Annotated in this window: 16 protein-coding genes and 1 other annotated feature; of the genes, 10 read left to right on the forward strand and 6 right to left on the reverse strand. The window is 54.3% G+C overall.

Features of this window, described 5'->3' with window-relative positions:
• Positions 1-50: 50 nt before the first annotated feature.
• A complete protein-coding gene (locus ACWHWP_RS15075) occupies positions 51-980 on the reverse strand; it encodes a LysR substrate-binding domain-containing protein (protein ID WP_059311175.1) in 930 nt (309 codons plus the stop codon).
• 41 nt (positions 981-1,021) lie between these two features.
• On the reverse strand, positions 1,022-1,846 hold the full coding sequence (locus tag ACWHWP_RS15080; protein WP_047346457.1) for an SDR family oxidoreductase: 825 nt from the start codon (positions 1,844-1,846) through the stop codon (positions 1,022-1,024).
• Positions 1,847-2,021: 175 nt separating this feature from the next.
• Here ACWHWP_RS15080 and hisL point away from each other — a divergent pair, with 175 nt between their 5' ends.
• The 9 genes from hisL (at position 2,022) to hisIE (ending at position 9,238) form a co-directional block, all read left to right on the forward strand.
• Complete coding sequence (hisL, locus tag ACWHWP_RS15085) at positions 2,022-2,072, forward strand: his operon leader peptide (protein ID WP_001364200.1); 51 nt, start codon at positions 2,022-2,024, stop codon at positions 2,070-2,072.
• Positions 2,048-2,171: a sequence feature (His leader region), on the forward strand. Its footprint overlaps the gene before it by 25 nt.
• A 45-nt stretch (positions 2,172-2,216) precedes the next feature.
• Entirely contained in the window at positions 2,217-3,116 is a 900-nt protein-coding gene (gene hisG / locus ACWHWP_RS15090; RefSeq protein ID WP_000886595.1) for an ATP phosphoribosyltransferase, read from the forward strand.
• A gap of 5 nt (positions 3,117-3,121) precedes the next feature.
• Positions 3,122-4,426 carry a histidinol dehydrogenase gene (gene hisD, locus ACWHWP_RS15095; protein ID WP_063957624.1) on the forward strand — a complete coding sequence of 435 codons (1,305 nt, stop codon included), beginning with the start codon at positions 3,122-3,124 and terminating at the stop codon, positions 4,424-4,426.
• Positions 4,423-5,484, forward strand: a complete 1,062-nt coding sequence (gene hisC / locus ACWHWP_RS15100; protein WP_059311173.1) for a histidinol-phosphate transaminase — start codon at positions 4,423-4,425, stop codon at positions 5,482-5,484. Before hisD ends, hisC begins: the two co-directional genes overlap by 4 nt.
• A complete protein-coding gene (gene hisB / locus ACWHWP_RS15105; protein ID WP_059311172.1) occupies positions 5,481-6,548 on the forward strand; it encodes a bifunctional histidinol-phosphatase/imidazoleglycerol-phosphate dehydratase HisB in 1,068 nt (355 codons plus the stop codon). Before hisC ends, hisB begins: the two co-directional genes overlap by 4 nt.
• The gene (gene hisH, locus ACWHWP_RS15110; protein WP_059311171.1) at positions 6,548-7,138 is read left to right on the forward strand and encodes an imidazole glycerol phosphate synthase subunit HisH; all 591 of its coding nucleotides are present in this window, start codon (positions 6,548-6,550) and stop codon (positions 7,136-7,138) included. Before hisB ends, hisH begins: the two co-directional genes overlap by 1 nt.
• Positions 7,138-7,875 (forward strand): 1-(5-phosphoribosyl)-5-[(5-phosphoribosylamino)methylideneamino]imidazole-4-carboxamide isomerase, encoded by a 738-nt coding sequence (hisA, locus tag ACWHWP_RS15115; RefSeq protein ID WP_447855926.1) that lies wholly within the window; start codon positions 7,138-7,140, stop codon positions 7,873-7,875. The genes hisH and hisA overlap by 1 nt, the downstream gene beginning before the upstream one ends.
• Positions 7,857-8,633: an imidazole glycerol phosphate synthase subunit HisF gene (hisF, locus tag ACWHWP_RS15120; RefSeq protein ID WP_059311169.1), complete on the forward strand. Its 777-nt coding sequence runs from the start codon at positions 7,857-7,859 to the stop codon at positions 8,631-8,633. The genes hisA and hisF overlap by 19 nt, the downstream gene beginning before the upstream one ends.
• Positions 8,627-9,238 carry a bifunctional phosphoribosyl-AMP cyclohydrolase/phosphoribosyl-ATP diphosphatase HisIE gene (gene hisIE / locus ACWHWP_RS15125; protein ID WP_447855927.1) on the forward strand — a complete coding sequence of 204 codons (612 nt, stop codon included), beginning with the start codon at positions 8,627-8,629 and terminating at the stop codon, positions 9,236-9,238. Before hisF ends, hisIE begins: the two co-directional genes overlap by 7 nt.
• Before the next feature lie 41 nt (positions 9,239-9,279).
• Here the strand turns inward: hisIE and wzzB are convergent, their stop codons facing one another.
• Positions 9,280-10,260, reverse strand: a complete 981-nt coding sequence (gene wzzB, locus ACWHWP_RS15130; protein WP_447856690.1) for an LPS O-antigen chain length determinant protein WzzB — start codon at positions 10,258-10,260, stop codon at positions 9,280-9,282.
• 192 nt (positions 10,261-10,452) lie between these two features.
• On the opposite strand from wzzB, the gene ACWHWP_RS15135 reads away from it, so the two are divergent.
• Positions 10,453-11,457 (forward strand): NAD-dependent epimerase, encoded by a 1,005-nt coding sequence (locus ACWHWP_RS15135; protein WP_063431908.1) that lies wholly within the window; start codon positions 10,453-10,455, stop codon positions 11,455-11,457.
• A gap of 52 nt (positions 11,458-11,509) precedes the next feature.
• On the opposite strand, the gene ugd is transcribed toward ACWHWP_RS15135, so the two are convergent.
• The 3 genes from ugd to rfbB form a co-directional block, all read right to left on the reverse strand.
• Complete coding sequence (gene ugd / locus ACWHWP_RS15140; RefSeq protein WP_447855928.1) at positions 11,510-12,676, reverse strand: UDP-glucose 6-dehydrogenase; 1,167 nt, start codon at positions 12,674-12,676, stop codon at positions 11,510-11,512.
• 228 nt (positions 12,677-12,904) lie between these two features.
• On the reverse strand, positions 12,905-13,786 hold the full coding sequence (gene rfbA, locus ACWHWP_RS15145; protein ID WP_252068358.1) for a glucose-1-phosphate thymidylyltransferase RfbA: 882 nt from the start codon (positions 13,784-13,786) through the stop codon (positions 12,905-12,907).
• Entirely contained in the window at positions 13,786-14,871 is a 1,086-nt protein-coding gene (rfbB, locus tag ACWHWP_RS15150; RefSeq protein ID WP_447855929.1) for a dTDP-glucose 4,6-dehydratase, read from the reverse strand. Before rfbB ends, rfbA begins: the two co-directional genes overlap by 1 nt.
• Positions 14,872-14,877 lie beyond the last annotated feature (6 nt).

A 14,877-nucleotide genomic window follows, 5' to 3' on the forward strand; every position in this document is an offset into this window, starting at 1 on the left:
TCGGATACAAAAGGCAATACTTTGCAAAGCGCGGGACGATTTTCTTTTTGCTAACTGGCTGATTTCTGGACGTCGGGCTGAGAGTAAACGGCGGCGATAGCACTATTTGCTAAAATTTCGTCCCGCCACCAGGCGCTGGCCAGCCCGGCAGTTTGTTCATTCCAGCCTACCCACACCGATTCATTACTGCTTTGAGCAAGTACCTGTTTTTCAACAAGCGCACCGCTGTCGATAAACCGCTGCGCCAGATAGCGGGGTAAATAGCCGCAGCCCAGACCGCTTATCTGCAGCTCCAGCTTGGTTTTAAAGTCAAAAACGGTAATGGCTTCCTGCTCGTCAAGCAGCTGCGAGGAAACCGCACACTCTGGACGAGAACTGTCCCCGACCACTATCGCGCGATAGCTCTTAATTACGCGTCGATTTAAGGGCTCTGGCTCCTGAGCCAGCGGATGATGGGGTGCCACGGCGAATACCTGCTCCAGCACGCCCAGACGGGCAAAACCAAACTCGCTCAACTGGGGTGGTTCATGGAGTGCGCCGACAAAAATATCCGCCCTGCCCTGGGTTAAGGCATCCCAGGAGCCACCCAGCACGCCGTTGATAAAGATTAGCCGGGTCACGCTGTGGTGTTGAAAGAAGGCTTCAATCAGCGGCGTCAGGAGAGAAAAGGGAAAAGTATCATCCACGCCAATAACAAGCTCATTTTCCCACCCCTGGTGGAGCTTGACGGCCTGTTTTTCCAGCTCGCGAACGGTATGGAGGACTTCACGTCCCTTTTCCAGCAGCATTTGCCCGGTACGGGTGAACCGCGCGCGGTGCCCGGAGCGATCGAGGATCTGGATATTGAGATCGCTTTCCAGCTTTTGAACGGTATAGCTCAGCGCCGAAGGGGTTTTAAAGAGCTTTGCCGACGCAGCCGCAAAGCTCCCCTCTTTTTCCAGTGCATCCAGAATAATAAGAACATCCAGCAGCGGTTTCATATTCGCCCCCTTCCGGTACGCGATCGTCTCCGCTGCGGGACTTATTCCATGGGCATCACCAGCGGATCGGGATACTGATACTCAAACCCCAGCTCATGGCAAATGCGATTGCCATCAACAACTTTGCCTTTACTGTCATCCTTTGTCTCACCAAAAACCGGCGGAGCAAGGCCCAGCTGGCGCGCCATCAGCGGGTAAAACGTGCTGCGCGCGGGATGAGACGGTGCACATATATTATAGATGTGTCCACCTTTTGGAGCCTGTAAGAGGAGTTCGATCGCGCCAATGACATCGCCAAGATGCACCAGGTTGACGACATGCTGGCCGTCTGGCGCAGACTTCCCGGCAAAAAAACGTCCCGGATGACGCCCGGGGCCGACTAGTCCCGCCAGACGGACGATATCGACCTGCGTACCGGGAAGATTATGCAGCCAGTCTTCCAGTTCTTTCAGGACCTGCCCGCTCGCGGTAACGGGACGGCGCTCGGAAGTTTCTTTCACTACGCCTTCAACCTCACCATAGACCGAGGTTGAACTGGTAAAAATAATGCGAGGAACATGGTGCGCCAGCGCGCTGTCGACAATCTCCTGCATCGCCTGCAGGTAAAATGACTCGCCCGGCCCGCTGCGACGGGCGGGTAAGGTTATCACCAGCGCATCGACGTTCATCAGCGTGTCCAGATCGTCAGCATCGCACACCAGCTGCGGCTCAAGGCGCAATTCCACGCCGTCAATACCGCACATGCGCGCTGCCTCTACCCCATCCGCCGTGGTTTTGCTCCCGGTCACCTGCCAGCCTTTCGCGGCTAATGACATCGCCAGCGGCATTCCCAGCCATCCTAAACCGACAATCGCGACCTTTTTCATGCGAATTCTCCTGACTCTCACTCGTCTTTTATAAGGCTACGCCAGCCCGGCAGAACACACAATTCATAGCATCAATATGAAATGAATTAATGATCAAAAAAAGCCCTTGCAATATGTCGTATAACTGGTTTAGGTTAAAAGACATCAAATGAATAAGCATTCATCGAGAATTTATATGACACGCGTTCAATTTAAACACCACCATCATCACCATCATCCTGACTAGTCTTTCAGGCGATGTGTGCTGGAAGACGTTTGGATCTTCCAGTGGTGCATGAACGCATGAAAAAGCCCCCGGAAGATCTTCTTCCGGGGGCTTTTTTTTGGACCAAATTCAGACAGGTTAAAACAGGTTAACGAGGAATAAAGAATGTTAGATAACTCACGTTTACGCATAGCTATTCAAAAATCAGGCCGTTTGAGTGACGATTCACGCGAACTGCTGGCCCGCTGCGGGATTAAAATTAACCTGCACACCCAGCGTCTGATTGCTCTGGCTGAAAACATGCCCATCGACATTCTGCGCGTGCGTGATGACGATATTCCAGGCCTGGTCATGGATGGCGTCGTTGACCTCGGCATCATAGGTGAAAACGTGCTGGAAGAAGAGCTGCTGACCCGCCGCGCTCAGGGTGAAGACCCGCGTTACTTCACCCTGCGCCGCCTGGACTTCGGCGGCTGCCGCCTGTCGCTGGCGACGCCAGTCGATGAAGCGTGGGACGGCCCAGCCGCGCTGAACGGAAAACGTATCGCCACCTCCTACCCTCACCTGTTAAAGCGTTACCTGGACCAGAAAGGCGTGCAGTTTAAATCCTGTCTGCTGAACGGCTCTGTTGAAGTGGCCCCGCGTGCGGGTCTCGCGGACGCCATCTGTGACCTGGTCTCCACCGGCGCCACGCTGGAAGCGAACGGCCTGCGCGAAGTTGAAGTGATCTACCGATCCAAAGCGTGCCTGATCCAGCGCGATGGCGAGATGGCTGACGCGAAGCAGCAGCTGATCGACAAACTCCTGACCCGTATTCAGGGCGTGATTCAGGCGCGTGAATCCAAATACATCATGATGCACGCCCCAACCGAGCGTCTGGATGAAGTGATTGCCCTGCTGCCGGGCGCTGAGCGCCCAACCATCCTGCCGCTGGCGGGCGATCAGCAGCGCGTGGCGATGCACATGGTCAGCAGCGAAACCCTGTTCTGGGAAACCATGGAAAAACTGAAGGCGCTGGGGGCAAGCTCTATCCTGGTGCTGCCAATTGAAAAGATGATGGAGTAACGGCCATGGGTTTTAACACAATCATCGACTGGAATACGCGTAGCGAAGCGCAACAGCGCGAGCTGCTGATGCGCCCGGCGATTTCCGCCTCCGAAAGCATTTCACGCACAGTGGCAGAGATCCTTGATAACGTCAAAGCCCGCGGCGATGACGCGCTGCGTGAGTACAGCGCAAAGTTTGATAAGACGAACGTCGGCGCATTGAGGGTAACCGAGCAGGAAATCATCGATGCCAGCAATCGTCTGGGTGACGACATCAAGCAGGCGATGGCCGTCGCGGTGAAAAACATTGATACCTTCCACACCGCACAAAAGCTGCAGACCGTGGATGTCGAGACCCTGCCCGGCGTGCGCTGTCAGCAGGTGACCCGTCCGGTTGCGTCCGTCGGCCTCTATATTCCCGGCGGCTCTGCCCCGCTTTTCTCCACCGTATTGATGCTGGCCACCCCGGCGCGCATCGCCGGCTGCCAGAAAGTGGTGCTTTGCTCACCGCCCCCGATTGCCGACGAGATTCTGTATGCGGCGAAGCTGTGCGGCGTGCAGGCGGTCTATAAAGTGGGCGGCGCGCAGGCAATTTCTGCCCTGGCGTTTGGCACCGAATCCATTCCAAAGGTCGACAAAATTTTTGGCCCGGGCAACGCCTTTGTGACCGAAGCCAAGCGCCAGGTCAGCCAGCGTCTGGACGGCGCGGCAATTGACATGCCTGCCGGTCCGTCTGAAGTACTGGTCATTGCCGACAGCGGCGCAACGCCGGATTTCGTGGCGTCCGACCTGCTTTCGCAGGCTGAACACGGCCCGGACTCGCAGGTGATACTGCTAACCCCGGATGCCGATATGGCCACGCGCGTCGGCGAAGCCGTCGAGCGCCAGCTTGCCGACCTGCCCCGCGCCGAAACGGCACGTCAGGCGTTGTCGGCCAGCCGCCTGATTGTGGCGCGCGATCTGGCGCAGTGCATCGCCATTTCCAACCAGTACGGCCCGGAGCACCTGATTATTCAGACCCGCAACGCGCGCGATCTTGTCGACAGCATCACCAGCGCGGGCTCGGTGTTCCTCGGCGACTGGTCACCGGAATCCGCGGGCGATTACGCCTCCGGCACCAACCACGTTCTGCCGACGTATGGCTACACCTCTACCTGTTCCAGCCTGGGGCTGGCGGATTTCCAGAAACGCATGACCGTGCAGGAACTCTCCCGTGAAGGGTTTGCCTCGCTGGCGTCCACCATTGAGACGCTGGCTGGCGCCGAGCGCCTGACAGCCCACAAAAATGCCGTTACGCTGCGCGTTGCAGCCCTGAAGGAGCAAGCATGAGCATTGAAGAGTTAGCCCGCGAAAATGTCCGTCGCCTGACGCCTTACCAGTCTGCACGTCGTCTGGGCGGTAACGGTGACGTCTGGCTGAACGCCAATGAATTCCCGACGGCGGTGCAGTTTGAGCTGTCGCAACAAACGCTGAACCGCTATCCGGAGTGTCAGCCGAAAGCGGTTATTGAAAACTACGCGCAGTACGCGGGGGTGAAGCCTGAGCAGGTGCTGGTCAGCCGCGGCGCGGACGAAGGCATTGAGCTGCTGATCCGCGCCTTCTGCGAGCCGGGCAAAGACGCGGTGATGTACTGCCAGCCGACCTACGGCATGTACAGCGTCAGCGCGGAGACCTTCGGCGTGGCGTGCCGCAACGTGCAGGCGCTGGACAACTGGCAGCTGGATCTTCAGGGCATTGCCGACAATCTCGAAGGCGTAAAAGTGGTGTTTGTTTGCAGCCCGAACAATCCGACCGGGCAGATTATCAACCCGCAGGATATCCGCACCCTGCTTGAGATGACGCGCGGCAAAGCCCTGGTGGTAGCCGACGAAGCCTATATCGAGTTCTGCCCGCAGGCGACGCTGGCAGGCTGGCTGGAAGAGTATCCGCATCTTGTGGTGCTGCGCACGCTGTCGAAGGCTTTCGCCCTCGCGGGTCTGCGCTGCGGATTCACCCTGGCGAATAAAGAGGTCATCGACCTGCTGCTGAAAGTGATCGCCCCGTATCCGCTTTCCACGCCGGTTGCTGATATTGCAGCGCAGGCGCTAACCCCACAGGGGATCAACGCGATGCGCGAGCGCGTGGCGCAGATTCTTGAGGAGCGTCAGTATCTGGTGACCGCCCTGAAAGAGATTCCTTGCGTGGAGCAGGTGTTTGACTCAGAAACGAACTACATCCTGGCGCGCTTCACCGCTTCCAGTGCCGTATTTAAATCTTTGTGGGATCAGGGCATTATCTTACGAGACCAGAATAAACAACCCTCCCTGAGCGGCTGCCTGCGTATTACCGTAGGCACCCGTGCAGAGAGCCAGCGCGTGATTGACGCCCTGAAAGCGGAGAAAGTATGACCCAGAAGATCCTTTTCATCGATCGTGACGGCACCCTTATTTCGGAGCCACCAGCAGATTTTCAGGTCGATCGTTTCGACAAGCTGGCGTTTGAACCAGACGTCATTCCGGTGTTGCTCAAGCTGCAAAAGGCCGGCTTTAAGCTGGTGATGATCACCAATCAGGACGGTCTGGGCACCGACAGCTTCCCGCAGGCGGACTTTGACGGCCCGCATAATCTGATGATGCAGGTACTGACCTCTCAGGGTGTCGTATTCGACGAGGTGCTGATTTGCCCGCACATGCCGGCCGATGAGTGTGACTGCCGTAAGCCGAAGGTGAAGCTGGTAGAACGCTACCTGGCGGAAGATGCGCTGGATAAAACCAACAGCTATGTCATCGGCGATCGCATCACCGATATTACGCTGGCGGAAAACATGGGCATCGCGGGGCTACGCTATGACCGCAACAGCCTTAACTGGGCGAAGATTGGCGAGCAGCTAACAAAACGTGACCGCTATTCCCACGTAGAGCGCAACACCAAAGAGACGCAGATAGACGTGAAGGTCTGGCTGGACCGTGAAGGCGGCAGCAAGATCCACACCGGCGTCGGTTTCTTCGACCATATGCTGGACCAGATTGCCACCCACGGCGGTTTCCGCATGGAGATCGCGGTAAAAGGCGACCTGTATATTGACGATCACCACACCGTGGAAGATACCGGTCTGGCGCTGGGTGAAGCGCTGAAGCTGGCGCTCGGCGATAAGCGCGGCATTAACCGTTTTGGCTTTGTCCTGCCGATGGACGAGTGCCTTGCGCGCTGCGCAATGGACATCTCCGGTCGTCCGCACCTGGAATATAAAGCCGATTTTACCTACCAGCGCGTTGGCGACCTGAGTACCGAAATGGTGGAGCACTTCTTCCGTTCACTGTCCTACACCATGGGCCTTACGCTACACCTGAAGACCAAGGGCAAGAACGACCACCACCGCGTGGAGAGTCTCTTCAAGGCCTTCGGCCGTACCCTTCGCCAGGCGATTCGCGTGGAAGGTGACGCCCTGCCTTCATCGAAAGGAGTGCTGTAATGAATGTGGTGATTCTGGATACCGGATGCGCCAACCTGAACTCCGTAAAGTCGGCCATCTCGCGCCACGGCTATGAGCCCGTGGTCAGCCGCGACCCGGACGTGGTGCTGCGCGCCGACAAGCTATTCCTGCCGGGCGTGGGCACCGCGCAGGCGGCAATGGATCAGATACACGAGCGCGAGCTGGTTGAGCTTATCAAAGCCTGTACCCAGCCGGTGCTGGGCATTTGCCTGGGCATGCAGATCCTGGGCCGCCGGAGCGAAGAGAGTAACGGCGTCGACCTGCTGGGCATTATTGACGAAGACGTGCCGAAAATGGTCGACCACGGCCTGCCTCTGCCGCACATGGGCTGGAACCGCGTTTACGCCAAAGCTGGCGACCGCCTGTTTCGCGGCATTGAAGACGGCGCGTATTTCTACTTCGTGCACAGCTACGCCATGCCGGTGAACGCAAATACGATCGCCCAGTGCAATTACGGCGAGGCGTTTACGGCGGCCGTGCAGAAAGACAACTTCTTCGGCGTGCAGTTTCACCCGGAGCGCTCTGGCGCCGCGGGCGCGCAGCTGCTGAAAAACTTCCTGGAGATGTGATGATTATTCCCGCTTTAGATTTAATTGACGGCACGGTTGTTCGTCTCCACCAGGGTGACTACGGGCAGCAGCGTGACTACGGGAACGACCCGCTGCCGCGCCTGCAGGAGTATGCCGCGCAGGGTGCTCAGGTCCTGCATCTCGTGGATTTGACCGGCGCGAAGGACCCGGCGAAACGCCAGATCCCACTGCTCAAAAAGCTGGTTGCTGGGGTGGATGTCCCCGTGCAGGTTGGCGGCGGCGTGCGTACGGAAGACGATGTTGCCGCCCTGCTGGACGCGGGCGTGGCGCGCGTGGTGGTCGGTTCTACCGCAGTGAAAGATCCTGATACGGTGAAGGACTGGTTCCGCCGCTTCGGCGCCAATGCGCTGGTGCTGGCGCTGGACGTTCGCATTGATGAACAGGGTAACAAGCAGGTTGCCGTTAGCGGCTGGCAGGAAAACTCTGGCGTGACGCTGGAAGCGCTGGTCGAGATGTATCTGCCCGTCGGCCTGAAGCACGTGCTGTGCACAGATATCTCCCGCGACGGTACGCTGGCGGGCTCTAATGTTTCTCTATATGAAGAAGTCTGCGCCCGTTATCCGCAGGTGGCCTTCCAGTCTTCGGGTGGAATTGGCGATCTGCAAGATATTGCCGCGCTGCGCGAAACGGGCGTGCAGGGTGTGATTGTGGGCCGGGCCCTGTTGGAAGGAAAATTTACTGTGACGGAGGCGATTCAATGCTGGCAAAACGGATAATCCCTTGTCTTGACGTACGCGATGGTCAGGTTGTGAAAGGCGTGCAGTTCCGCAACCACGAGATCATCGGCGACATCGTTCCGCTGGCAAAACGCTATGCCGAAGAAGGCGCAGACGAGCTGGTATTTTACGATATCACCGCCTCCAGCGATGGCCGAGTGGTTGATAAAAGCTGGGTAGCGCGCGTGGCGGAAGTGATTGATATCCCCTTCTGCGTGGCGGGCGGGATCAAATCCGCTGACGATGCGGCCAAAATTCTCTCGTTTGGTGCCGACAAGATTTCCATCAACTCCCCTGCCCTGGCCGAGCCGGAGCTCATTACCCGACTCGCCGATCGTTTTGGCGTACAGTGTATTGTCGTTGGGATCGACACCTGGTATGACGCCGCAACGGGCAAGTACCACGTCAACCAGTATACCGGCGATGAGAGCCGGACGCGCGTGACGCAGTGGGAAACGCTCGACTGGGTACAGGAAGTGCAGAAGCGTGGCGCGGGCGAAATCGTGTTGAACATGATGAACCAGGACGGCGTGCGTAACGGTTACGATCTCGAACAGCTTAAAAAAGTCCGTGCGGTCTGCCACGTACCGCTGATCGCCTCCGGCGGCGCGGGCACCATGGAACATTTCCTGGAAGCCTTCCGCGACGCGAACGTTGACGGCGCGCTGGCCGCGTCCGTGTTCCACAAACAGATTATTAATATTGGTGAGTTAAAAACGTACCTGGCCGACCAGGGCGTGGAGATCAGGGTATGTTAACAGAGCAACAACAGGCGCAGCTGGACTGGGAAAAAACTGACGGATTACTGCCGGTGGTTGTGCAGCATGCGGTTTCAGGCGAAGTGCTGATGCTGGGGTATATGAACCAGGACGCGCTGGCAAAAACGCTCGGCAGCGGTAAGGTGACGTTTTTCTCGCGCACCAAACAACGCCTGTGGACCAAAGGCGAAACCTCAGGCCATTTCCTGAATGTAGTAAGCATTACGCCCGACTGCGATAACGATACCCTACTGGTGCTGGCAAACCCCATCGGACCAACCTGCCACAAGGGCACCAGCAGCTGCTTTGGAGAGGCGAGTCACCAGTGGTTGTTCCTGTACCAACTGGAACAGCTGCTGGCTGAGCGTAAAACGGCGGATCCTGAGAGTTCTTATACCGCCAAGCTGTATGCAAGCGGAACCAAGCGTATTGCGCAGAAGGTGGGTGAGGAAGGCGTTGAAACCGCGCTGGCCGCGACGGTGCATGACCGCGAGGAGCTGACTAACGAGGCGTCGGATTTGATGTATCACCTGCTGGTGCTGCTGCAGGATCAGGAGCTGGATTTGACGGCGGTGATAGAAAATCTTCGAAAGCGTCACAAATAAAAAAACCGGGGTATATCCCCGGTTTTTTTATCTCAGGTGAATCAGGCTTTGGGCTTGTAGTTTCGCAGTGCGTTGCGACCCAGAACCACACCAGAACCGATAACCCCGCCAAGTAACACCGCCAGAATTAACGCAATTGCCTTTTTCGGGCTATCACGTCGGATAGGGAGATCCGGCTTCATGACGTAACGATAAACGTGGATGGTATCCGGCTTCACGTTCAACTTCTCGATATCCAGTAAGTTTTGTTTCGTCTGATAGTAAGCTGCGGAGAATACCAGCGGGCGAGATGCTTCGTTATCAATCATTGATTTCAGCGCTTCGCTTCCTAGTAAGAACATCGTTTCCTGAGTCACATCCTGGGTTTGCTGGATCTGCGGAGTGGTAATTTTCGCTGCATCAGCGTTCTTTAGCGCTTCCGTGATCTGTTTAATACGCAGCTCTTTCTGCTCCTGAGCAACCTTCTCCTGGTTTTCCAGCGAGTCATTTAGCGTGGTGATCTGCTGTTTAATGTTATCTTTGAGGTCGAGAGCGAGTTCCTTCGCCGTTTGCTCATCTACCTGCTGGATGTACTGTGCCAGCTGTTTTTGCGCAGCTTCTGCAGACTCACCGGTATAGGAGACGCTTAACGGCAGCGGCTGGCCCTTAACGGTAGCGTCGATGGTCAGCTTTTCTGGTATTTCCTGGTTTTCGAGCGCTTGCGCTAAAGCAGAAAATGAGGAATTGAAACGGCCAATAGCACGGTTTTGGATGTCCGGCAGTGAAGGTGCTGCGCTACCGTACAGGATATTCAGCGCATTGGCGTAAGTGGCAATCTGCGCCACATCCGGCTGAGCAATGATTGCGGAAGAGGTCCATTTCTCTTTTGCAACCGTAATGTAAATACCCGCCAGGACGATAAAAACAGCAACAAAAGCGCCAATTATCCACTTCCCACGCCACAGCTGTAGCACTAAATCAAGTAAATCAATTTGCTCCGGACCATTACTGCTATTAACCGGAGTATTGTTGTTCTGCGTCATACAATCCCTAACAGATGAAAAAGGGCAAAAATAATCATGTTCACATAGTGTATCTGTTGCCAGCGATTTTTCTATCAGAATCCGATGAGTTATATCGGAAAGATGGGTTATATAACTCGCGGTCAACGCGCTATCATATAGCAATTCTGATGCCTCAGGCATCGACAAGATAGAAAAGTAATGAGGGAAGATATGAAATTTTTGGTTACGGGCGCGGCAGGGTTTATCGGTTCTCATGTCAGTAAACGCTTGCTGGATGCCGGACACCAGGTCGTCGGGATTGATAATCTCAATGACTACTATGATGTGAACCTCAAGCTGGCACGTCTGGACTTGCTCAAATCCGCGAATTTCACTTTCTACAAGCTGGAGTTAGCCGATCGTGAAGGGATGGCAGCGCTGTTTGCCAGCGAGAAGTTTGATCGCGTGATCCATCTGGCTGCACAGGCAGGTGTACGCTACTCCCTTGAAAACCCGCATGCCTATGCGGACGCCAACCTGGTGGGTCACCTCAACGTGCTGGAAGGTTGTCGTCATAACAAGGTACAGCACCTGCTGTATGCCTCATCAAGCTCCGTTTACGGTCTGAACCGCAAGATGCCATTCTCTACAGACGACTCCGTAGACCACCCGGTGTCACTGTACGCGGCGACCAAAAAAGCCAATGAGCTGATGTCGCATACCTACTCCCATCTGTATAACCTGCCGACCACTGGCCTACGCTTCTTTACCGTGTATGGCCCGTGGGGCCGTCCGGATATGGCGCTGTTTAAATTCACCAAAGCGATGATTGAAGGCAAAAGCATTGACGTTTACAACTACGGCAAGATGAAGCGCGACTTCACTTACATTGACGACATCGCCGAAGCCATTATTCGTCTGCAGGATGTCATTCCTCAGGCCGATGCGGACTGGACCGTCGAGACCGGTTCCCCGGCGACCAGCTCCGCGCCTTATCGCGTTTACAACATTGGTAACAGCTCCCCGGTCGAGCTAATGGATTACATTACGGCGCTGGAAGAAGCACTCGGCAAAGAAGCAGAGAAAAATATGATGCCGATTCAACCGGGTGACGTGCTGGAGACCAGCGCGGATACGAAAGCGTTATATGACGTTATTGGCTTTAAACCGCAGACCTCGGTCAAAGACGGGGTGAAAAACTTTGTCGACTGGTATCGCGCTTTCTACAAGGTCTGAAAATAAAAAAACCCGGCAACATGGCCGGGTTTTTTACGTGCGTTAAGAGTAATCAATCACTTCCGAACAGATCGCGGGTATAGACTTTATCCGCTACGTCCGCCAGCTCTTCCGCCATGCGGTTAGAGATGATCACGTCCGCTTCCTGCTTGAACGCATCCAGATCGCGAATCACTCGGGAGTGGAAAAACTCATCTTCCTGCATCGCTGGTTCATAAATAATAACCTGCACCCCTTTCGCCTTAATGCGCTTCATGATGCCCTGAATGGAAGAGGCACGGAAGTTATCTGAACCGCTCTTCATGATCAGACGATACACGCCCACAACTTTAGGCTGACGCGCAAGGATAGAGTCAGAGATGAAATCTTTACGCGTGCGGTTGGCGTCAACAATGGCTGAAATCAGGTTATTCGGTACCGCCTGATAGTTGGCCAGCAGCTGCTTAGTGTCTTTTGGCAGGCAGTAACCGCCGTAACCGAATGATGGATTGTTATAGTGATTGCCGATACGTGGATCAAGGCAGACACCTTCAATGATCTGACGGGTGTTCAGGCCGAGGCTTTCTGCATAGCTGTCCAGCTCGTTAAAGTAGGCCACACGCATGGCAAGATAGGTATTTGCGAAGAGCTTAATCGCCTCCGCTTCCGTAGAGTCGGTAAACAGTACCGCGATATCTTTCTTAACAGCACCTTCCTGAAGCAGTGCGGCAAAACGCTCGGCGCGTTCTGAACGCTCACCAATAACGATACGAGAAGGATGCAGGTTATCGTACAGCGCCCTTCCCTCACGCAGGAATTCTGGCGAGAAGAAGATATTATCAATTCCGAACTTCTCTTTAATAGATTTAGTGAAACCTACCGGAATAGTCGATTTAATAACCATCACCGCTTTTGGATTAATCGCGATAACGTCTTTGATCACCGCTTCCACCGTAGAGGTGTTGAAGTAGTTGGTTTTTGGATCGTAGTCCGTTGGCGTCGCGATGATGACGTAATCCGCATCGCGATAGGCGTCTTCTTTATCCGTCGTCGCGCGGAAATTCAGCGGCTTATTTGAAAGATAATCCTGGATCTCTTTGTCGACGATCGGAGATTTCTTTTGGTTAAGCATATCCACTTTGGCCTGCACAATATCCAGCGCGACCACTTCATGGTTCTGCGCAATCAGGATACCGTTTGAAAGGCCAACATAGCCTGTTCCGGAAATGGTTATTTTCATTCGTTTGGCTTCTTCAGTATGAGTTTCTGATGACATTCAAACAGTCACCACAATGATTAACTGGTGGTTTTTTATCGCTAACGCTATTTCACTGTCAAGGTTATCCCTGGGGGGATAAACGCACTTCCCCCTGACTGAGGGTTGCCTGAACAGGGCTCAAAGCGCCTTTCTTCCAGCAACTCTGCGCTCTTTCACGATGCCGCAGACTTTATCGCAAGCAGGTTCAAATCAGACTAATCCCTTAGTCAGATTTAGCAGGTATTGCCCATAGCCGGTCTTTTTCAAAGGCTCTGCAAGTGCACGAAGTTGTTCGGCATCAATGAAGCCTCTGCGGAATGCAATCTCTTCGGGACAAGACACTTTCAACCCCTGACGCTCTTCAATAGTGGCGATGAAGTTACTCGCTTCAATCATGCTCTGGTGCGTCCCCGTATCCAGCCATGCATAACCGCGTCGCATCATCGCAACGGATAATCTTCCCTGCTGCATATAAAGCCGGTTGATATCGGTTATTTCCAGTTCGCCCCGCGCTGAAGGGCTTAAGCTCTTCGCCATCTCAATGACATCGTTATCGTAAAAATAGAGTCCCGTTATGGCGTAGTTACTTTTCGGCTGCTGAGGTTTTTCTTCAAGACCTATCGCTGTACCCTCTTTGTCGAACTCCACCACACCGTAACGTTCTGGATCGCTGACATGATAGGCAAATACGGTCGCTCCATCTTCCTGGCTGGCGGCGCCCTCAAGCAATCGGGGGAGATCGTGACCATAAAAAATATTATCCCCTAAAACCAGAGCACAGTTGTCCTCGCCGATAAACGCTTCGCCAAGGATGAACGCCTGAGCTAAACCGTCGGGGCTCGGCTGTATCTTATATTGGAGACGCAGCCCCCACTGACTGCCATCACCCAGAAGTTGCTCAAAGCGAGGGGTATCCTGCGGTGTACTGATGATAAGAATATCTTTAATGCCTGCGAGCATCAGCGTTGAAAGCGGATAATAGATCATCGGCTTGTCATAAATGGGCAACAGCTGCTTACTCACCGCCATTGTTACGGGGTAAAGTCGAGTGCCCGAACCGCCCGCTAAGATAATACCTTTACGCTTCGTCATTACCTGCGCTCCCCATAATTCTGTTCAATCCAGCTCTTATAGGCACCACTTTTAACATTAGAAACCCATTCTGAATTGTTTAAATACCACTCAACCGTTTTACGTATACCGCTCTCAAAGGTTTCCTTGGGCGTCCAGCCCAGTTCACGACTAATTTTATGCGCATCGATAGCATAACGGCGGTCGTGGCCGGGACGATCTGTGACATAGGTTATCTGTTCGCGATATGATTTTTCCTTCGGAACGATTTCATCCAGCAAGTCGCAAATGGTGTGTACAACCTCAATATTTTTCTTCTCGTTGTGACCACCGATATTATACGTTTCGCCGGGTTTGCCTGTTGTCAGAACGGTATAAAGCGCGCGGGCGTGATCTTCCACGTACAGCCAGTCGCGAATTTGATCGCCCTTCCCGTAAATCGGTAAGGGCTTGTTCTCAATGGCATTAAGAATGACAAGCGGGATAAGTTTTTCCGGGAAGTGGAAAGGCCCATAATTGTTTGAGCAGTTAGTCACTATTGCCGGCAGGCCGTAAGTACGGACCCACGCCCGGACTAAATGATCGCTGGACGCTTTGGAGGCGGAATACGGGCTACTCGGTGCGTATGAGGTTGTTTCTGTGAAAAGCGGTAATGGCGTGGAAACAGCTTGCTCATCAGGATGCGGTAAATCACCATAAACTTCATCGGTCGATATATGATGAAAACGGAATGCTGCTTTTGCAGCATCATCCAGTGATGACCAGTAAGCGCGGCAGGTTTCCAGCAGGACGTAGGTACCGACAATATTGGTTTCAATGAACGCCGCAGGCCCGGTAATAGAACGATCGACATGGCTTTCTGCCGCCAGGTGCATTATTGCCTCCGGCTGATGAGCGGCAAAAATGCGCTCCATGGCCGCTTTGTCGCATATGTCAGCATGTTCGAATACGTAACGTGCGTTATCGCTGACTTCGCGCAATGATTCCAGGTTACCGGCATAGGTCAGTTTATCAACGTTAACAACGCTATCCCGAGTATTGCTAATAATGTGTCGGATAACTGCGGAGCCGATAAAACCGGCTCCGCCAGTAACAAGAATTTTCACGCAATC

This window comes from Enterobacter sp. WI-ESBL-E8 (assembly GCF_053364895.1).